Origin of the sequence: Bradyrhizobium sp. 157, from assembly GCF_023073815.1 — a bacterium.
Lineage (GTDB): Bacteria > Pseudomonadota > Alphaproteobacteria > Rhizobiales > Xanthobacteraceae > Bradyrhizobium.
The window spans coordinates 64724-83227 of the sequence record NZ_JADPKF010000124.1; the positions used below are offsets into that span (position 1 = coordinate 64724).

18 protein-coding genes are annotated in these 18504 nt (G+C 63.5%); 5 read left to right on the plus strand and 13 right to left on the minus strand.

Annotation, left to right across the window (positions count from 1 at the left end; all coding sequences use genetic code 11):
* Positions 1 to 39 precede the first annotated feature (39 nt).
* Positions 40 to 1782 (minus strand): ABC transporter ATP-binding protein/permease, encoded by a 1743-nt coding sequence (locus IVA95_RS38425; RefSeq protein WP_247515268.1) that lies wholly within the window; start codon positions 1780 to 1782, stop codon positions 40 to 42.
* A gap of 271 nt (positions 1783 to 2053) precedes the next feature.
* Here IVA95_RS38425 and IVA95_RS38430 point away from each other — a divergent pair, with 271 nt between their 5' ends.
* The gene (locus tag IVA95_RS38430; RefSeq protein WP_247515269.1) at positions 2054 to 2467 is read left to right on the plus strand and encodes an META domain-containing protein; all 414 of its coding nucleotides are present in this window, start codon (positions 2054 to 2056) and stop codon (positions 2465 to 2467) included.
* 13 nt (positions 2468 to 2480) lie between these two features.
* Here the strand turns inward: IVA95_RS38430 and IVA95_RS38435 are convergent, their stop codons facing one another.
* The 4 genes from IVA95_RS38435 to IVA95_RS38450 form a co-directional block, all read right to left on the minus strand.
* On the minus strand, positions 2481 to 3128 hold the full coding sequence (locus tag IVA95_RS38435) for a hypothetical protein (protein WP_247515270.1): 648 nt from the start codon (positions 3126 to 3128) through the stop codon (positions 2481 to 2483).
* A gap of 129 nt (positions 3129 to 3257) precedes the next feature.
* On the minus strand, positions 3258 to 4457 hold the full coding sequence (locus tag IVA95_RS38440) for a hypothetical protein (protein WP_247515271.1): 1200 nt from the start codon (positions 4455 to 4457) through the stop codon (positions 3258 to 3260).
* Between the two features lie 563 nt (positions 4458 to 5020).
* Entirely contained in the window at positions 5021 to 6667 is a 1647-nt protein-coding gene (gene groL, locus IVA95_RS38445; RefSeq protein WP_247515272.1) for a chaperonin GroEL, read from the minus strand.
* Between the two features lie 132 nt (positions 6668 to 6799).
* Positions 6800 to 7096, minus strand: a complete 297-nt coding sequence (locus IVA95_RS38450) for a co-chaperone GroES (RefSeq protein WP_247515273.1) — start codon at positions 7094 to 7096, stop codon at positions 6800 to 6802.
* A gap of 341 nt (positions 7097 to 7437) precedes the next feature.
* Between IVA95_RS38450 and IVA95_RS38455 the strand changes: the two genes are divergently transcribed.
* Positions 7438 to 7947 carry a hypothetical protein gene (locus tag IVA95_RS38455; RefSeq protein ID WP_247515274.1) on the plus strand — a complete coding sequence of 170 codons (510 nt, stop codon included), beginning with the start codon at positions 7438 to 7440 and terminating at the stop codon, positions 7945 to 7947.
* Positions 7948 to 8118: 171 nt separating this feature from the next.
* Here the strand turns inward: IVA95_RS38455 and IVA95_RS38460 are convergent, their stop codons facing one another.
* Positions 8119 to 8895: a protein phosphatase CheZ gene (locus IVA95_RS38460; RefSeq protein WP_247515275.1), complete on the minus strand. Its 777-nt coding sequence runs from the start codon at positions 8893 to 8895 to the stop codon at positions 8119 to 8121.
* 307 nt (positions 8896 to 9202) lie between these two features.
* Between IVA95_RS38460 and IVA95_RS38465 the strand changes: the two genes are divergently transcribed.
* Positions 9203 to 9994, plus strand: a complete 792-nt coding sequence (locus IVA95_RS38465; protein ID WP_247515276.1) for a L,D-transpeptidase — start codon at positions 9203 to 9205, stop codon at positions 9992 to 9994.
* A gap of 195 nt (positions 9995 to 10189) precedes the next feature.
* Here the strand turns inward: IVA95_RS38465 and IVA95_RS38470 are convergent, their stop codons facing one another.
* From IVA95_RS38470 to IVA95_RS38495, 6 genes are all read right to left on the minus strand, one after another.
* A complete protein-coding gene (locus IVA95_RS38470) occupies positions 10190 to 10993 on the minus strand; it encodes a DUF2076 domain-containing protein (protein WP_247515277.1) in 804 nt (267 codons plus the stop codon).
* A 132-nt stretch (positions 10994 to 11125) separates the two neighbouring features.
* Positions 11126 to 11971, minus strand: coding sequence for a ChbG/HpnK family deacetylase (locus IVA95_RS38475; RefSeq protein WP_247515278.1), 846 nt, complete (start codon positions 11969 to 11971; stop codon positions 11126 to 11128).
* Positions 11968 to 13011, minus strand: a complete 1044-nt coding sequence (locus tag IVA95_RS38480; protein WP_247515279.1) for a glycosyltransferase family 2 protein — start codon at positions 13009 to 13011, stop codon at positions 11968 to 11970. The genes IVA95_RS38475 and IVA95_RS38480 overlap by 4 nt, the downstream gene beginning before the upstream one ends.
* A 75-nt stretch (positions 13012 to 13086) precedes the next feature.
* Positions 13087 to 14064, minus strand: coding sequence for an ATP phosphoribosyltransferase (gene hisG / locus IVA95_RS38485; protein ID WP_247515280.1), 978 nt, complete (start codon positions 14062 to 14064; stop codon positions 13087 to 13089).
* On the minus strand, positions 14061 to 15227 hold the full coding sequence (locus tag IVA95_RS38490) for an ATP phosphoribosyltransferase regulatory subunit (RefSeq protein ID WP_247515281.1): 1167 nt from the start codon (positions 15225 to 15227) through the stop codon (positions 14061 to 14063). Before IVA95_RS38490 ends, hisG begins: the two co-directional genes overlap by 4 nt.
* A 444-nt stretch (positions 15228 to 15671) precedes the next feature.
* Positions 15672 to 16415, minus strand: coding sequence for a 16S rRNA (uracil(1498)-N(3))-methyltransferase (locus IVA95_RS38495; RefSeq protein WP_247515282.1), 744 nt, complete (start codon positions 16413 to 16415; stop codon positions 15672 to 15674).
* A gap of 209 nt (positions 16416 to 16624) precedes the next feature.
* Between IVA95_RS38495 and IVA95_RS38500 the strand changes: the two genes are divergently transcribed.
* Entirely contained in the window at positions 16625 to 17275 is a 651-nt protein-coding gene (locus IVA95_RS38500; RefSeq protein WP_247515283.1) for a hypothetical protein, read from the plus strand.
* Between the two features lie 10 nt (positions 17276 to 17285).
* Entirely contained in the window at positions 17286 to 18221 is a 936-nt protein-coding gene (ubiA, locus tag IVA95_RS38505) for a 4-hydroxybenzoate octaprenyltransferase (protein ID WP_247515284.1), read from the plus strand.
* 86 nt (positions 18222 to 18307) lie between these two features.
* On the opposite strand, the gene IVA95_RS38510 is transcribed toward ubiA, so the two are convergent.
* Positions 18308 to 18504: hypothetical protein (locus IVA95_RS38510; protein WP_247515285.1), on the minus strand; the 197-nt coding region annotated here is incomplete at its 5' end.

Consider the following 18504-nt stretch of genomic DNA (forward strand, 5'->3'; position numbering starts at 1 on the left):
CTGTCCCGGATTTCGCTTCGCTCCATCCGGGCTACATGGCTACGATGCCGTGGCGCTCTTGCTGTCCTGCAGCGCGAATCCATCTCCGGCTCGGGCAAGCACGACATTGCGATCGTGGAAGGCGTCGAGCGTCGAGCGATGCCCGATCGAGATGATGGTAGTGGCCGGCAATTTCGCCTCGAGCAGGCGATAGAGCGCCGCTTCCGAAGGTTCGTCGAGCGACGCCGTCGCCTCGTCGAGGAACAGGTATTGCGGCACATGCAACAGCGCACGTGCCAATCCAAGTCGCTGCTGCTCACCGAGCGAAAGCGTCCGATTCCAATGACCGTGTTCGTCCAGTTGCGAAGCGAGCTTCGGCAATCCTACCAACTCGAGCGTCTGGCTAATCTGAGCTGGCGTGAACGCCCCTTCCTTTGCGGGGTATTCGACTGCCGCTCGCAGCGTTCCGGTCGGGAAATAGGGGCGTTGCGGCAGCATCATCAAGGTCGCCCCGGCAGGTACGGTGATCGAGCCGGAGCCGAACGGCCAGATGCCGGCGATGGCGCGGAACAGCGTCGATTTGCCGGAGCCGGACGGGCCGGTTACCAGCGTACGCTCGCCCTTGCGAAGGCTGAATCCATCTGCGTTCACAAGCGGCGTTCCGTTCGGCAGACGTAGCGTCAAATCCTTGAGGTCGATGGCGCCGTCGCCTGCCTTGTTGACGTGAATCCGATCGTCGCGGTCGGCGAGTTCGCGCGCCGCCACTATTCCCGCCTCGAATCCGTCGAGACGATTAACCACCGCCTGCCACTCCGCCAGTTGCCGATAGATGGTGATAAAGAACGAAAGCGCGCCCTGAACGTTCGAAAACGCCGATGCGGTTTGCATCATGCCGCCGAGCTGAATCTTCTCGGCGAAATAGGCAGGTGCCACCAGCACATAGGGAAAGATCACCGAAGCCTGATTATAGCTGGCCGTGAACGCCGTTATCTTCTTGGTCCGGTTCATGATGGCGAGCCAGTTTTCAACGACGCGTCCGAAGCGAACCATAAGGCGCTCGCGCTCGGCTTGCTCGCCGTGCAACAGCGCGATCTGCTCGGAATTTTCCCGCACGCGGACCAGGTTGAAACGAAAATCCGCTTCATATTGCTGCTGCCGGAAATCGATGCCGACCAGCGGCCAGCCGATCAGATGGGTCAGGATGGTGCCGAGTACCGAATAGATAAGCGCGCCCCAGACGAGGTATCCCGGAATCGGGTAATCTTGGCCGAACAGGTGCAGCGGTGCGGCGTTCGACAGGGCCCACAGGATCGCGACAAAGGACGCCAAGGTGACAATCGAGTTCAAAAGGCCGACGCCGATGTTGAGCGTGCGATCGACGAACAGCTTGACGTCGTCGGTCATGCGCTGGTCGGGGTTGTCGGCTGCGTCCCCCTGAAGCTGCATCCGGTAGTGATTGGCGTGATGTAGCCAGTCACCGAGATATTGCGCGGTCATCCAGCGCCGCCAGCGGATCTGCAGCCATTGATTGAGATAGAGCTGATAGACCGCCAGCACGATAAAAACGGTCACAACGACGCTGAAATAGATGATCTCGCTGACGAAGGAGTCCCAGTTTCGTTCCTGCAGCGCATTATAGAAGCGGGCGTTCCACTGATTGATCAGGACGTTTATGCCGACGATCGCAAGCTCGATGGCGATGACCGCGGCCAGCAAGCCGCGGCCGGCCCATTTGTCCTCGGAACGGAAATAGGGGACCGAGATACGCCATACAGCGGCGAGTATCGAGCGAAGGTTTTTCACAGATTGCCGTCTCCGGGGAGGGCCTCAAAGGCCTGAAAAATCGGGACAATTGGTGATTTTACGGGGCTAGGCCACACGGGGTGCCGCGGTCAGCGTTGGCGTGTCCGGGTGTCGAAGTCAACCCTGGCATCCTCACAACGGCACGGGACCGGAGACCACTTCGCGAGGATGTGAGCGATTGGGCAGTGCCGAATTCGCAGTGCCGGGCAGCTAGCCAATCACGTCGTTGTTCAATAGAAGGGCGCGCGATGTTGGACGTTTGAGAGGTTGCATGATTTCATTCGCACGCATGTCGAAACAGGCGGCATCGATTCTGCTGATCGCCGCCACACTTCATCTCAGCCCGGCCAATGCCGATAACGGCTTTCCGTTCGGCTCGGAAATGACACTCGACGTGGATCGTCAGCGCGGGTCGAAGCGGATTCCCAATCTCGAGATCGGCGACAAGGGCGAGGTGATCTTCGAACTCTGGTGCAAGGGCGGCAAGGGCCAGTTCTCGGTGGCTGGCAATACCGTGATCTTCGTTCCCGGTGCGATGGAGAACCGCACTTGTCCGCCGGATCGCGCGCAACAAGATGATGAGCTGATCGCGGCGCTTGCCGAGGCCGGCACCTGGAAGCGGCAGGGCGATTTCGTGTCGTTCATCGGCGCGAAGACGCTGCGCTTCCGCATCAACACGAACTAGGTCGGGAGTTCGGTCAGGGCGTCGCGATCAGGCCGCTGGCGGTGGCAACGACCCAGCGGCCGCCCCAGCGCACGATGGATTCGACACGTCCGATTCCGGGAATGGTGTCGCCGCGCGCGGCCATCCTGATCCCGTCGGGACCTTCGAGAACGGCGGTCCCATCCCGAACGTCGACAACTGTCCAGCCGGAAATTGTGGTCGGCTTCGTTTCCGGCGCCGCCACCAAAGGCTGCGGCCGCATCGCAATCGCCGAGGGCCCCACATTTGCCTGCGAGGCCGGGCCTGCAGACGGGCGTGCACCGGCCGACAACACGGCGGACGGCTTGGGAATGCTTCCGACGACGGCGGGCGAGTCTGAGGTGGATGCGGTCTTCCGGGTGCCTTCAATCTTGCCGCTCGACCGTGCTTCAGCCATGCGCGGCGCGGGCGCTTCCTTCTGCGCAACAGTTTCAAGGCCGAGCATGCCTGCCAACTCGGGCCAACTCAGGCCGCCGGCCCATCCCAACCCAAAGCTTGCCGCCACGGCCACGGTGACCAGCAACGCGCTGCGCGCCCGGTCGCGAAATGACTCCCGCACCACCAATACGTCATCGCGATCGAGGGAATTCCACAGGCTCGCCGGCAGCGCGGGCCCCAGCCCGCCAGCCGCATTCCCGGACAACATGCTTTCAACGGTACTCGGCTCGCGGTCGTGCATGGCGTTGGCCCACGTTCAGCTAGCCGATGATGTTCCTTTAAACTGAATCGAATCTTAACAATCGGGCTCCGTAACGCGCTCGGTTATCACATTCTACTTCCACACCGACTTGTCCGCGTCCCAGCGCTGGCCCTTGAATTCCCTGGCCAGCGCTTCGAGCGAGCCATTGTCGTCCTTCGGTTCGCCGCCTTCTTCGTCGCCGGTAGACTCTTCCGACAAATGCAGTTTTGAGCCGGCGCCTTCATCCGCGGTCGTGATCACCGGGCTCGAGATCCACAGCATCAGCCGATCGGTGCCGCCCGGTTTATCCGGCGAGACCAGCGCGGTGACCTCGACAGTTTCGGTCAGCGCGAGCGCGGGATAGATCGGGCTCGGCCGCTTGAAGCTCAGCGTCAGTTTTCCGGTGTTGGCGTCCCACTCGGCGCCCGCCGGCTTGGCGGCAAGCGTTTTCGCCAGCACGCCTGAAATGGCCGAGGCGATTTTGTCCCTGTTGATCTTGTCGCCGTCGCGCCAATCGGCCGCTGCAAAACGGATGGTACGGTCCATTTCGACGCTGCCGCTGGTCCATCCCGCGGCGATCACGCCTGGTGCCGCCTTCGCCTTGGCGATCAGCGCGGCGGCGCGCTCCGGATCGGCCGTCAGGTTGATGGTCTGCTCGCCGGCGCGCAGCGCGTCGCAGGAGATCGAAAGGCTGGAAAGCCCGACCTCGACGGCCTCGCCCTTCAGACTCTTGAGGAAGTCCAACGCGGCGTCGAGCTTGACCCGCACGCCGATCGCTTCCGGCGAAACGTCGGTAAAATCCTTCGGCGCCGGCGTGATGCCGTCGTCGCTGGTCTGGTTGTCCAAAAATTCCTTCTCGCTGAGATCGGAATTGTCGGTCGAGGTCACTTCGGTCACGGTCTGGCCGATGCTGATCTGGCCGCGGAATTCGAAGGTGTCGCCGACAGGCTTGCGCAACAGCTTGACCGTGACCGGCAGCTTGTCACCGAAGCTCTGCGTGGTGCCGGTCAGGTTCTGGCCGCTGACGGTGAGGTTGGCGACAAAGCGGTCCTTGCGGTCGGCGCCCTTCGCGGCGGGGTAGCAGACGTCGAGCGTAGCAGCGGTGACGTTCTTGCCCTGGCGGGTTTCCTTCAGGATGACATCGGCATTGCCGTCCATCAGCCCGTCGATCGCGGTGAAATAGCGCGTCTCGGTCGCACCGGGCGCGGTCTTGGGCTGCAGTTTCATCTGGGCGATAGCGAAATTCGGGGAGGCTATCACCAGACCGAGCAGGAGAAGGGGGAGCGCGCGCATGAGAAATCCCTAAGACCACAGAATCGGAGACGCCTTAGGTAGCAAACCTCGCTAGCTTCGGCCAAAAAGAAGGCCGTGAGGAGGCTTGTGCGTCTCGTATCCGGCAAGGGGACGGAGCGCGGCGAGCGTGCTCACCTCACATTTCGACATTGCATGACGGTCTCACGTCGCCTTACGGCTTCTTGGCACTGGTCAGGGACGCACCGGCGGAAGGGTTCCCTCCCCCCTTGCGGGGTCCGAGACGAGCGAAGCTCGCTCGAGGGTTAGGGAGAGGGGTGCCGCTTGCTCCGCTGCCAGACGAACGCGACACAAGGTTCTCAGCTTGGCCCGCGGCGCGCACCGGTTTGCCCGATCCTTCGGTTCGAGTGCGCGGCTTACCCCTCTCCCCAACCCTCCCCCGCAAGGGGGGAGGGAGCCCTGCCAGTGTGCCCGCATCACGTGAGATTGCAGCTTGTCGCTCCCTTGCGGTGGCCGGCCTGTGCGTTCGCAACCTCGGTGTCATCGCAAAAAAGAAGGCCGCCCGGAGGCGGCCTTCGATCTGTTTGAGGAAGACGGTGCCGGGCTCAGAAGCCCATGCCGCCCATTCCACCCATGCCGCCGCCACCGCCGGGCATCGCCGGCGCTGATTCCTTCGGCAGTTCGGCGACCATGGCTTCGGTAGTCACCAAAAGGCCGGCCACCGACGAAGCGTCCTGCAGTGCGGTGCGCACCACCTTGGCCGGATCGATGATGCCCTTCTCGACCATGTCGACATATTGCTCGGTCTGGGCGTCGAAGCCGAAGGTCTCCGACTTGTTCTCGAGGATCTTGCCGACCACGATCGAGCCCTCGACCCCGGCGTTTTCCGAGATCTGGCGAACCGGGGCTTCCAGCGCCTTCAGCACGATGTTGATACCGGCCTGAACGTCGGAATTGTCGTTGTTGATGCGGCCGACCGCCTTCTTGGCGCGGAGCAGCGCCACGCCGCCGCCCGGCACGATGCCTTCCTGCACGGCCGCGCGGGTCGCGTTGAGGGCGTCCTCGACGCGGTCCTTCTTCTCCTTAACCTCGACCTCGGTCGCGCCGCCGACGCGGATCACCGCGACGCCGCCGGCGAGTTTTGCAAGGCGCTCCTGCAGCTTCTCGCGGTCGTAGTCCGAGGTGGTCTCCTCGATCTGCGCTTTGATCTGGGTGACGCGGGCCTCGATGTCCTTCTTCTTGCCGGCGCCTTTGACGATCGTGGTGTTTTCCTTGTCGATCACCACCTTGCCGGCGCGGCCGAGCATGTTGATGGTGACGCTTTCGAGCTTCATGCCGAGTTCATCGGAGATGAGCTGACCGCCGGTCAGGATCGCGATGTCTTCCAGCATCGCCTTGCGGCGATCGCCAAAACCCGGCGCCTTGACGGCGGCGACCTTCAAGCCGCCGCGCAGGCGGTTGACCACCAACGTCGCCAGCGCCTCGCCCTCGACATCCTCGGCGATGATCAGCAGCGGACGGCCCGACTGCACCACGGCCTCCAGCACCGGCAGCATCGACTGCAGGCCGGACAGCTTCTTCTCGTGCAAGAGCACGTAAACGTCTTCCAGCTCGGCGGTCATCTTCTCGGCGTTGGTGATGAAGTAGGGCGACAGGTAGCCGCGGTCGAACTTCATGCCCTCGACGATGTCCACTTCGGTCTCGAGCGACTTGTTTTCCTCGACCGTGATCACGCCTTCATTGCCGACTTTCTGCATCGCTTGTGCGATCATCTTGCCGATGGCGGTGTCGCCGTTGGCCGAGATGGTGCCGATCTGGGCGACCTCGGACGAGGAGGCGACCGGCTTGGCGCGCTTCTCGATATCCTTGACGACGGCGTGGACCGCGATGTCGATGCCGCGCTTGAGGTCCATCGGGTTCATGCCGGCGGCGACCGCCTTGCCGCCTTCGCGCACGATCGCCTGCGCCAGCACAGTCGCAGTCGTGGTGCCGTCGCCGGCGGTGTCGTTGGTCTTGGAGGCAACTTCGCGCAGCATCTGCGCGCCCATGTTCTCGAACTTGTCTTCGAGCTCGATTTCCTTGGCGACGGTGACACCGTCCTTGGTGATGCGGGGAGCGCCGAAGCTCTTCTCGATCACGACGTTGCGGCCCTTCGGGCCGAGCGTCACCTTCACCGCATTGGCGAGAACGTCGACGCCGCGCAGCATGCGGTCGCGGGCGTCGCCTGAAAATTTAACGTCTTTGGCAGCCATTTGAATTGCTCCTAGAAAACGGTCCTCATCCTGAGGAGCGGGCATCGCCCGCGTCTCGAAGGATAAATTTGTGAAAGCTGGGCCCTTCGAGACGGCAGCTTCGCTGCCTCCTCAGGGTGAGGAAACATACTGTTAAGTCAGCACGCCCATGATGTCGGACTCCTTCATGATCAGGAGTTCCTCGTTCTCGATCTTGACCTCGGTGCCCGACCATTTGCCGAACAGCACGCGGTCGCCGACCTTGAGGTCGATCGGAAGCAGCTTGCCGGCCTCATCGCGGCCCCCCGGGCCCACGGCGATCACTTCGCCCTGCGACGGCTTTTCCTTGGCGCTATCGGGAATGATGATGCCGCCCTTGGTCTTCTCTTCGGCATCGATGCGCTTGACCACGACGCGGTCGTGCAGTGGACGGAATTTGGTTTTGGCCATGACGTCTCCTCTTGAAGTTCCTCTGGGAGGCCTAGGTTTCGGGTCTGTACCACTCGAAAATGGCTGGGAATGCCGGGTATTCGACGCCGCCCCGGGCGAGGCAGCACAACCCTTAGCAATCGTTGTATTTGAGTGCTAAACGTGGAGCCGGGGAATATGGCTTGGCGCCGATCCTGTCAAGCAAACAAGGGGATTAAAGCCTTGGTGAGGCCAATGTAGGATGGTGCTTCGGAAACCAAATCGGTGCAGCGGCGTAATTTTAACCGACGTCATTGCTCCGGCAGACTTTTTGCGGTTGGCTGCTTGACGGGAGCGGCCAAGTGATTGCTCGGGGGAATGCGATGATCAGCTCACGTAATGCGCGTACGGTTGCCAATCTGGCGATCGCGTCGGCGCTTTCGATCTTGCTGGCGGCGTGCAGCAGCATGAGCCTGCCGTCGCTGTCATCCAGTCCGCCGCCCGAGCCCGAAGTCGCGCCGGAAATGCCAGCAACCATCCGCTCCGACGAGATCGTCGGCCGCTGGGGCCTCGCCTCGTTCCAGAATCCCAATGACCGCGCCCGCACCGAAGCGGCGGCGCGCGGGCAGTGCAAGCAGCCCTACGTGATCGGCGCCGGCGCCAATGGTGGCGTGGTCATGCATCTGGCCGATCAGGCGACGCCGCAGGAACTGCGCCTCAAGGGCAGCCCGAGCGGCAAGAACTATATCGGCCCGCCCGGCCCGGCCGGCGGCGACCAGGACCGCGAGATCGTCTCGTTCGACGGCCGCGTCATGGTCACCCGCTTCATCGAAAAGGATGCCGCGGTCCGTTACGGCAATATGGTCTACGTCCGCTGCGCGCCGCGGGCGTGAGGCCCACGGGATTCAACAAACCGTCATTGCGAGGAGCGGAAGCGACGAAGCAATCCATCGCACCGCAAGCGGAGGAATGGATTGCTTCGCTTCGCTCGCAATGACGATCGTGGAAACAAAAAACGCCGGCATCGCTGCCGGCGTTTGTTTAGCGCGCGTTAACCAGCCCGATCAATCGAACAGGGCGTCGATGTCGTTCTGCGAGGCGTGACCGTCGTCGCCGTCCAGCTTCGGACCGTTCAGCAGCTTGGCATCGCCTTCGCGGGTATCGACGATTGGGGGTGCGTGCGCCTTGATGGCGTCGACGCCACCCCAGATTTCCATCATCTCGACGATGTGCTGCTCAATGAACTTCATCGTGTTCATCACCTTGCTGATGCGCTGGCCGGTGAGGTCCTGGAAATTGCAGGCCTCGAAGATCGAGACGACGCGTTCCTGGATCTCCTCGCTGAGCAGTTTCTGCTGATCCGGAGAAATGTTCTTGGAAAGCGCGGTCGCCGCCTGGTCGATCGCTTCGGTGGCTTCGAGAATTTGCTGGGTGGCCTGTTCGGTGCCGCCGACGACGGCGCCGAGCTCGCCATTGACCTTGGCCATTTCTTCGCCGTTGAAGCTGTTGCCGTGCAGCACGGCGATTTCGCGCTTGGTGCGGCTGATGGCGTCGTGAATGAGGTCGAGCTCGACCTTCAGCTTCTCGCACTGCTCGATCTGGGCGCGATAGGTTTCCAGCAGCGCATGGTTCTCGGCAACCCCGCGCGCAACGTCTGTGGCCTCGACCGCTGCGGGGCGAGTGTGGCCGAAGGCCGCCATCTGTGCGCGGATCGAGCGCAACTCGGCCATGATCTCGCGATGCATCGGGCCGATCTCGCCGCCTTCAACAGCAGGCATGACAATTGGCGCATCGCCCAGAATGGCTTGTTCGATACGAAAACGTTTGCGACTTACCGACATGAGTTTTTCCCACCCCCTTCATTGCCGGGGTGTTTTAAACCATGGCGATTTAACGTCAGGTTCACGGCGCAAAATCGCATGTCGGCGCTTTGCCCACGGCCGCACACTCTCGATTAACCATGAGGGGACCGCGTTCACGCAAAATAAACGCTACCGGACAAATCCGTGCGCGATTGCCGACGTGGTGAATCGAAACGCGGCTTCTGTTTACCAAACCGATTAGGTTTTGATTTGTATTGATCGCGCGCAGCGGCGTTCATCGTTGCGCCCCGCGAACCCGAAGTGACGAACAGTACAGAGTACGTCGATGTCCGGAAAAATCATTGTTGCGCTCTTTGCGAGCGTGTCTTGCCTTTGCTTCGCCAGTGAGGCTGCAGCGATCGACGCCTCATCATCAACTGAGCCCACCGTGATCTACGCCCGCCAGCCGGCGCCGGTGCGCATGGCTTCTGCCGAACGCTCCAACATGGGCGGCGGCTTCATCGAATTCCTGTTCGGCGATGCGCCGCAGGGCGGGCGCTATCAGCAGCCCGTCTATCAGCAGCAACCGGACTACGGATATGCCGGGCGGCGCGCGCTGCTGCCGCCGATGGATCCGCAGCAGTCGATGCGGCGCGAGGAGGAGGAAGCAGTCGATCCCGCCCAGCACCGGCTCGATCCGAAATATGAAAAGCAGGTGGTCGAGTATCACGGCAAGGAAAGCCCGGGCACCATCGTGATCGACACCCCAAACAAGTTCCTGTTTCTGGTGCAGGGCGACGGCAAGGCGCTGCGCTACGGCGTTGGCGTCGGCCGCCCCGGCTTCACGTGGTCGGGCGTCAAGACGATCTCGGCGAAGAAGGAATGGCCGGCCTGGACGCCGCCGCCGGAAATGCTGGCGCGCCGTCCCGATCTGCCGCGGCACATGGAAGGCGGCCCGCAAAATCCGCTCGGCGCACGCGCGATGTATCTGGGATCATCGCTCTATCGCATCCACGGCTCCAACGAGCCCTGGACCATCGGCACCAACGTCTCGTCCGGCTGCATCCGCATGCGCAACGAGGACGTGATTGATCTCTACGGCCGCGTCGGTGTCGGCGCGAAGGTGGTGGTGATCTGATTGTTTCTGGTAGCCCGGATGGAGCCAACGGGTCGCGCGAACGCGCGCCCGATGACAGGCTCCGCGAAATCCGGGACAGATCGCGCTGCGGTGAGATAGTCCCCGGATTGCGCTTCGCTCCATCCGGGCTAAGAATGCCCAAATAAAACGGCCGCCCGATCGGGCGGCCGTTTTCGTTTTCATAGCTGACGCGCGTCACGCGTAATCGCTGTCACCGCCGTCACCGTCAAAACCATCGGAATCATGATCCATGTCGTCGCCTTCATCGTGCGAGGCTTGATCAAAAAATCCCTGCCGCGAACCACTATCATCATTGTTGTCGGCGCGTCGGCTCGATGAGCCGATGTCGTTGATGCCGGCCTCGCGCGCGAGATCGCCGCCGGACTGATCGCTCCACGGCCTGCGGTCTTCGACGCCGCCGCTGTGGTTCGCTGTGTCGCCGAATGCCTGTTGGTTGCCGCCGCCCATCATCCCTCGAATGCTGTTGGCCAGCAGCGATCCGCCGACCACGCCGGCCGCGGCAGCCGCTGCCGTTCCGAGGAACGAGCCGCCGCCGCCGAACGGCGATTGCTGCGCGCCAGAGGGCTGGCCGTAGCCGGGCTGATTATACTGTCCAGGCGCCTGGCTCTGTTGCAGCACCTGACCGCTGTTCCAAGTCGGACGGCTGCCCATGTCGGGCGCGCGGACGTTGGGCACCGAACCCTGCGACGATCCTTGCGGCTGGCTCTGCCCGAAGATCGCGTCGCGCATCGAATCGAGAAAGCCGCCGGATTGAGTTTGCTGACCCGCCGCCGCTTCCAATTCCTGGATGCGCATGTCGGCGCGCCTCAGCGCTTCGTCCTGCACCAGCGCGGTTTGCACCAGCGCATACACCCCATTGGGCGCGTTGCGCAGGCCCTGCATGATCGCCGCCATGGCTTCCGGATCGCGCTTGGCGCTTTCCAGCTTGGCGAGGCGGTCAAAAAGATCGTCAATCAGTTGGCGTTCTTGCGGTGTCATGGCCCTCTCCTTCGCGTCGAATCGTGATCGACGCGCCCGAAGATGTAAGGAGGGCTTTGTGTCGCAAGTAGTGGGAAGCCGAATTAAATTTTGGTATGCGACAAAACGCCAAGCGGCTTTTGCCGATGTTTGCTACCTCAATGTGACGTTATTCGCCGCCAGCAATGTCGGGAATCGATCACTTGCCAGAAATGCGTGTTCCGCCTCGCGCTGTGTGGTCAGGGGATCAAGCGCCTCGAGCGTTTCGTCGACAAAGCCGGGGTGGCACATCACCAGCCCGCCTTCCGGCAGCCCTTCGAGGAACTGAGCCATCAGTACGCCGAAATCGGGCTCTTTCGAAAAATCATAGGCGCCGGCGAACGCCGGGTTGAATGGAATTTTTGCATGGGCGGCGCGCTTGCGAAATTGCGCGCTGAGAATGTCGAGCACCAAAGCCTTGGGCGCGCCGAGCAGCTTGTTCAATGGCTTGAGGCGTCCGCCTTGGCGAACCCAGGCGCCGGGGGCCGCTTCCTTGACCGCGCGCAGGAATGCGTCGCGCACGCCAGGGAAGAGTTGCGCGTGCTGGTGGCCGTCGACGAAATCGGGCGCGCGGCCGAACAGGTCCTTGAAAGCTGCAAGCTGGGCTGCGAGTTCGTCTTCGATCATTTCAGGCTCGAGCCGCCGCAACAGGCCGGCGCGCAGCAATTTCGGAAACGGCAGGAACAGGCCGCCATCAACGGGGCGAAAATGCATCGTCAGCGGACGAAACGGCGCGGTCAGCGTCGCATGCAGCCCGATCGCGCAGCGCGGGCTGTTCGCCGCAACTTCCTGCAACGCGGCGACTTCGGCGCGCCCGATCGCAGGTCCCACCACCATGACAGAGGTGGCATTGAGACGGCCGCGGCCGATCAAATCGCGGATGGCGCGGTTGACGCCCTCGGCCAGCCCGTAATCGTCGGCGCACAGCCAGATCCGGCGCGGCGGCGCGGCATCGTTCATTCGGCGGCGGTCCGCTCGGCGCTGACCGTCGTCTCGCCATCGGCACGCTTCTCGTTGTGCTCGGCGACGAAATAGATCGGACGCGCCTTCAGCTCGGAGAGAATCTTGCCGATATATTCGCCGACGATGCCGATCATGATGAGCTGCACGCCGCCGATCGTCATCATCCCGATCATCAGCGAGGGATAGCCAGGGACCTGCTTGCCGGTGGTCCAGACCTCCCAGAGAATGGTGAGGCCGAACAGGAAGGCGCTGATGGCCAGCAGCACGCCGAGCAAACTTGCAAAGCGCAGCGGCGCCACCGAAAACGACGTCAGTCCCTCGATCGACAGGCCGATCAGCCGGCCCGGGCTGAACGTGGTGACGCCGTGCGCCCGCGGCGCCGGCTCGTAATCGACGCGGATCTGGCGGAAGCCGATCCAGTTCGACAGGCCCTTGAAGAAGCGGTTGCGTTCGGGAAGCTGCCGCAGCGCGGCCGCCGCACGTGGCGACAGCAGGCGGAAATCGCCGGCGTCCTCGGGGATCTTCTGCCGTGCGCCCCAATTGATCAGCGCGTAGAAGCTGTGCACCGCCTGGCGGCGCAGGAACGATTCATTGTCGCGATGCGCCTTTGCCGTATAGACCACGTCGTAGCCGTCATCAATCCAGTGCGCGACGAGCTTTTCAACCAGACTCGGCGGATGCTGGCCGTCGCCGTCCATGAACAGGATAGCGCCGCGGCGGGCATGATCGAGCCCCGCCATCAGGGCTGCCTCCTTGCCGAAATTGCGCGACAGCGAGACGACCTGCACGTCGAGCGCATCGGCGGCGAGCGAACGCGCGATCGCCAGCGTATTGTCGGCGCTGCCGTCGTCGACATAGACCACTTCGCAGATGAGGCCGTAGCGCGCCTTCAGCGTCTTGGCGAGCCCGATCAATCGCTCGTGCAGCAAAGCGAGCCCTGCCGCCTCGTTGTACAGCGGCACGACAACCGACAAGCCTTTCGCCGCGGCGCTGGCTGCGGTCGTCGTCAGGCGGGAAACGTCAGAGCCGAGCGTCATCAATCAGGTCCCAGATTATCCAACCATATATGTTACCTGCGAAATGCTGTCGCAACGATGAACGAAACGGCAGCCTTATTGCCGCAGGAACGTCTCGAGCCTGGCAAATAGCGGGTTTTCGCGGTCGAGCACATAATCGAGCGAGGCAATCGAAACCGTGTCGGCGCCGTGCTCGCGCAGGAAACTGCCGAGCGCGTAAAGATGCATCGGTGGGCAGTGCAGCGTGAGCATGCCGGACGATGTCGGCCCGCCGAACGGCGCCACCACACCAAAGCGGTTATGCGCCTCGGTCAGCAACGCCTCGTTGCAGCCGGCGAAACGTGTGCGCACCTCGCGATATTTGCTGGCTCGCGCCCGCGCGGCAATATGATCGAGGATCACGCGCGCGGTCTCGCGTGCCTCAGCCGACCAGTCGGCGTCGCGGGAGGCCACGAGGTTGGCCTGGCTGCGCAAGATCACGCCGTCGTCGAGCACCTTCAGCCCGTTGGCGGCGAGCGTCGCGCCTGTCGTCGTGATGTCGACGATCATCTCGGCGGTGCCGACGGCGGGCGCGCCTTCGGTGGCGCCGGCGCTTTCGACAATGCGATAGTCGACGACGCCGTGGGCGGCGAAGAAGTTGCGCGTCAGGTTGATGTATTTGGTCGCGACCCGCATCCGCCGGTTATGCTCGGCGCGGAAGCCGGTGGTGACGTCGTCGAGATCGGCCATGGTGCGAACGTCGATCCAGGCCTGCGGCACCGCGACCACGACGTTGGCGCTGCCGAAGCCGAGGCTGTCGATCAGCAGCACGCGCTTGTCGGCATCGGGGATGCTTTCGCGCAACAGATCTTCGCCGGTGACACCGAGATGCACCATGCCGCGCGCCAGTTGCGAAGCAATCTCGCTGGCCGAGAGATAAGCGATCTCGACATTGTCGAGGCCTGCAATGGTGCCGCGATAGTCGCGCACGCCGCGCGGTTTTGCCAGCGTCATGCCAGCGCGGGTGAAGAACGCCTCGGCGTTTTCCTGCAGGCGGCCCTTGGAGGGAACGGCAAGGACGAAGGGAACGCTCATGTGGCGCTCCCTTCCGAAACAGGCTTGGCGTGTTGCATCAGTGTTTCGATCCACACTGAGAATCCGACCGCGGGGATAGGCGTCGGTGAACCGAGTTGCGTCATCAGGCCATCATAGCGTCCGCCTGCGACCAGCGGTTCGACGCCGTTGCCCTTGGCATGCAACTCGAATTCGAAGCCGGTGTAATAATCGAGCCCGCGGCCAAACGAGGTGGAGAAGCGCGTCAGCTTGGTGTCGATGCCGCGCGCGGCCATGAAGCCGACGCGGCTTTCGAGCTGATCAATCGCCGCCGTCAGATCGAGCTTGGCGTCTGCGGCCAGCGCGCGCAGTTGCGCCACCGATTCATCGGGGTCGCCGGCGATCGCCAGGAAGCGCTTGATGATATCGAGCGCGTCGCGCGGCAGTGCGCCGCCCTTCAGCGTCGATTGTTCGAGAAAGCGGTCGGCGATCTCGTCGACCGTGCGTCCGCCGACATTGGTGGTGCCGGCAATCGACATCAGGTCGGTGACCAGCGCCAGCGCCGCCTTGCGATCGGAGCCGGCGAGCGCCGCCAGTACGCCCTCATATTCGTTGCGGCCGGGCGCTGTCGCAAGCGTCAGCCGCTCGATGTCCTCGGTGAGGCTTAGCTTGCGGTTGAAGTCCTTGATCAGGCGCCGCCGCCACACCGGATAGAGATCGAGCGCGTCGATCAGCGCATTGAACAGCGCGACGTCGCCGGTGCGGATTTCGACATCCTTCAATCCGAAGGCCGAGGTCGCTCCCAGCGCCAGCGCCAGCATTTCGGCATCCGCCGCGGCGCGGTCCTGCCGGCCGAAGGATTCGATGCCGGCCTGCAGGAATTCGCTGGGCTGGCCGCCGCGATAACGGAACACCGGCCCGAGATAGCTGAACCCGGCCGGCTTTCCGGCGTGTCCGGAGGCGAGATAGTCCCGCGCCACCGGAATGGTGAGGTCGGGCCGCAGGCACAGTTCCTCGCCGGAAGGGTCGGTCGTCAGGTAAAGGCTTTTACGGATGTCCTCGCCGGAGAGGTCGAGAAACGGCTCCGCCGGCTGCAGGATGGCTGGGTGGGCCTGGACGTAGCCGCCTTGTGCGAACGACAATAGCAGCGCGTCCGCCCAGGCGGCGGACCCGGCAGCACCTCTGGCGGCAGCGGTCGCGGTCATCTTACGTCCAAATATCCGGAAAAACCGGGTTCCAGGGTTCTTTGCGGCCCCCAAGTTCCGGAGGCCTCGTTGGCGCAGGCCTTAGCATGGCCGGGGCGGCGTTTCGACAGGGATTGGCCAACTGAATTAATGCGGGGTGGCTGGAGGCCAGCCAGGCGGTTTGAAATGGACGGGGTTGGCCCATAACCCATGTGAGGTGAGCACGCGGTTCAGGCTCCCTCCCCCCTTGCGGGGGAGGGTTGGGGAGAGGGGTAAGCCGCGTGCTCGAACGAAGAGATCAGGCTGACCTGCACCATTGCGCGCGCCACGCCCACGCTGAGAGCCTCGTGTCACGCTTCGTCTGGGAGTGGAGCAAGCGGTACCCCTCTCCCTAACCCACGAGCGAGCTTCGCTCGTCTCGGACCCCGCAAGGGGGAGGGAACCCGCCCACCAGTGCGCCCCTGACTAATCCCGCCAGTCCCCCAACGCCGCCTGCACCAGCGCCAGTGCGGCGACGCCCGCCGTATCGGCGCGCAGGATGCGGGGACCCAAGGACAGCCGCAGTATCTTGGGCTGGCGCAGCAGTAGGGTGCGTTCTTCCGCGGCAAACCCGCCTTCGGGACCGATCAATAGGTCGATCCCCGAGCCCACCTGCGCCGCTTGCAGCGCTTGCACGGGATCGGCGACGTCTCTCGCCTCGTCGCAGAACACCAGCAGGCGGCCGGCTTCGCGCTTGTCGAGAAAGCGGTCCAGCGCGATCGGCTCGGCAACCTGCGCAAGGCTCAATATCCCGCATTGTTCGGCAGCCTCGATGACATTGGCGCGCATCCGCTCGCTATTCACCCGCGAGACCTGGGTGTGCCGCGTCAACACCGGCTGCAGGCTTGAGGCACCCATCTCGACCGCCTTCTGCACCATGTAGTCGAGGCGCGCGTGTTTCAGCGGCGCAAAGACATAGGCGATGTCGGGCAGGCGGTCCTGCGGCCGCGTCTGCGCGGCGATCACAAGGCCATCGGGCCGCTTGCGGCCTTCGATCGCTGCCCGCCATTCGCCGTCGCGGCCGTTGAACACCAGGATCGTCTCGCCGGCCGAGAGCCGCAGCACGTTGCCCAGATAATTGCTCTGGTTGCGCTCCAGCGCGATTCTTTCGCCCTCGTGCAACGGGGCATCGACGAACAGGCGAGGGGCGCGAAAATCGAGTTCGGGCATCGATAATGTTCCGTTTCCGGCGCCGCTTTTAGCCTAAAGCGCTAGAATCCGGACGCTATTTTTAGTTCCGACGGGGCGTTACGCCGCGCTGCTGCCCTAATCAACGGGTTGTTAAGCGTCGGCAGGAATCGTAAAAAGTGCCCCACCGCAAATCCGCTTCGTTCGGAAAACGCTGGGGCTGCCTGGACCTCGCCGGAGATACACCCTTGATGATCCGCCGCCTGATTGTGCCGCTGACCGCTGCAATCGTGACCGTTCACGCGGGCCACGTGTTTGCGCAAGGTGCGTTCCCGGCGCCCTTGCCGAACCAGAGCGCCACACCCGCGAATTCGCCGTTTCCGCCAGTGAACGGCGCGGCGCCGTCGGCTTCGGTCGGCGCACCATCGTCGTTCCCGTCGCAGGGCGCGGCCCCGGTTTCCAGCGGATTCAGTGGTCCGCCGCCGCAGGCCAGCGGTCCGGCGGACGCGTGCATGAAGGGGTTCGTTCCCCTGCGCGAGGAAGCCGAGCGGCGCGGCAAGCTTATCAAGGCCGCGAGCGACCGCAAGGCGCCGCCGGATGAAGCCTGCAAGCTGATCGGCAATTTCGGCCAGGCCGAATTGAAGATGATCAAGTACGTCGAGACCAATTCGGCCAAATGCGGAATTCCGCCGCAGATCGCCGATCAGCTCCGGAACGGCCACAAGAACACCGAGAAGATGCAGAAGCAGGTCTGTGCTGTCGCGCAGCAGGCGCAGGCCCGCGGGCCGGCCGGTCCGAGCCTCAGCGAGGTGCTGGGTTCGGCGTCGCTCCCCGAGGCGCAGACGGTCAGGAAGGGCGGCAGCACCTTCGATACGCTGAACGGCAACGTTCTCGCGCGATGATGCGGCTCCGATGAGCGACGCGACCGCCCGCGTTGCCGACGCGACCGGCAACTGGGTCGATACGCGCGCGCCGTCCTGGTCGCGGCCCTATTTGCGGCTTTCCCGTTTCGATCGTCCGATCGGTTCGTGGCTGTTGCTGATGCCGTGCTGGTGGTCGGCGGCGCTGGCCGCCGGCGTCGCACGCGACATCTCGCAATTGCCGCTCGTGATCGTGCTGTTCTTCATCGGCGCCTTCGTCATGCGTGGCGCGGGCTGCACCTGGAACGACATCACCGACCGCGACCTCGACGCCCGCGTCGAGCGCACGCGGTCCCGGCCGCTGCCCGCCGGCCAAGTGAGCGTAACGCAGGCGTTCGCCTTCCTGGTCCTGCAGGCGCTGATTGGGCTTGCGGTGCTCTTGCAGTTCAACCGCTTTGCGATTCTGACCGGCATCGCCTCGCTGGTCATCGTCGCGGTCTATCCCTTCATGAAGCGCATCACGTGGTGGCCGCAGGTCGTGCTGGGGCTGGCGTTCTCCTGGGGCGCGCTGATGGGATTCGCGGTCACGTTCGGCCGGATCGATCTCACCGCGCTCGTCCTCTATGCCGGCTCGATCAGTTGGGTGATCGGCTACGACACTATCTACGCCCATCAGGACACCGAGGACGACGCGCTGATCGGCATCAAGTCGACGGCACGGCTGTTCGGCGCGCGCACCCATCTGGCGCTTTCGGTGTTTTATTCGCTCGCCGTGGTGCTCATTGGCATCGCGCTGTTTCTGGGCGGCGCGCGCTGGCCGGCCTGGATCGGGCTGATCGCGTTCGCTGTGCATCTGGCCTGGCAGATCGGGCGATTGAACATCAGCGATCCTGCCCTGTGCCTGCGCCTGTTCAAGTCCAACCGCGACGCAGGGCTGCTGCTGTTTGCCGGATTGCTCGCGGATGCGGTGATGCGTTCGATCGCGTAGGGTGGGCAAAGGCGCGATAGCGCCGTGCCCACCATCTATCACCGAGCACGCTTCATGATGGTGGGCGCGCTTCCGCTTTGCGCACCCTACGGCTCCACGAACTGATTTGCCGCGCGCACAGAAATCGCGTCAAGCCCAGGAATCAAAATCGCACACGAGACCGCGGGTGCGGCGCGCACCCGGTCTTCCCTGCGCCCTTGTGTCCAGAAAATTTGGCAGAATGTGCGAACGGGCGGTTGCGCACCAACCGCCCGTTGCTGGAACTGAGCCCGCTGCGCCCAAA

Excerpts from the sequence above, each read along its gene's own strand:
- IVA95_RS38500 (WP_247515283.1), top strand. The coding sequence starts at position 16,625 with ATGATCCGCCGCCTGATTGTGCCGCTGACCGCTGCAATCGTGACCGTT.
- hisG (WP_247515280.1), bottom strand. The coding sequence starts at position 14,064 with ATGAGCGTTCCCTTCGTCCTTGCCGTTCCCTCCAAGGGCCGCCTGCAG.
- IVA95_RS38455 (WP_247515274.1), top strand. The coding sequence starts at position 7,438 with ATGATCAGCTCACGTAATGCGCGTACGGTTGCCAATCTGGCGATCGCG.
- ubiA (WP_247515284.1), top strand. The coding sequence starts at position 17,286 with ATGAGCGACGCGACCGCCCGCGTTGCCGACGCGACCGGCAACTGGGTC.
- IVA95_RS38490 (WP_247515281.1), bottom strand. The coding sequence starts at position 15,227 with ATGACCGCGACCGCTGCCGCCAGAGGTGCTGCCGGGTCCGCCGCCTGG.
- IVA95_RS38460 (WP_247515275.1), bottom strand. The coding sequence starts at position 8,895 with ATGTCGGTAAGTCGCAAACGTTTTCGTATCGAACAAGCCATTCTGGGC.
- IVA95_RS38440 (WP_247515271.1), bottom strand. The coding sequence starts at position 4,457 with ATGCGCGCGCTCCCCCTTCTCCTGCTCGGTCTGGTGATAGCCTCCCCG.
- IVA95_RS38450 (WP_247515273.1), bottom strand. The coding sequence starts at position 7,096 with ATGGCCAAAACCAAATTCCGTCCACTGCACGACCGCGTCGTGGTCAAG.
- IVA95_RS38475 (WP_247515278.1), bottom strand. The coding sequence starts at position 11,971 with ATGAACGATGCCGCGCCGCCGCGCCGGATCTGGCTGTGCGCCGACGAT.
- IVA95_RS38480 (WP_247515279.1), bottom strand. The coding sequence starts at position 13,011 with ATGACGCTCGGCTCTGACGTTTCCCGCCTGACGACGACCGCAGCCAGC.
- IVA95_RS38495 (WP_247515282.1), bottom strand. The coding sequence starts at position 16,415 with ATGCCCGAACTCGATTTTCGCGCCCCTCGCCTGTTCGTCGATGCCCCG.
- IVA95_RS38465 (WP_247515276.1), top strand. The coding sequence starts at position 9,203 with ATGTCCGGAAAAATCATTGTTGCGCTCTTTGCGAGCGTGTCTTGCCTT.
- IVA95_RS38470 (WP_247515277.1), bottom strand. The coding sequence starts at position 10,993 with ATGACACCGCAAGAACGCCAACTGATTGACGATCTTTTTGACCGCCTC.
- IVA95_RS38430 (WP_247515269.1), top strand. The coding sequence starts at position 2,054 with ATGATTTCATTCGCACGCATGTCGAAACAGGCGGCATCGATTCTGCTG.
- groL (WP_247515272.1), bottom strand. The coding sequence starts at position 6,667 with ATGGCTGCCAAAGACGTTAAATTTTCAGGCGACGCCCGCGACCGCATG.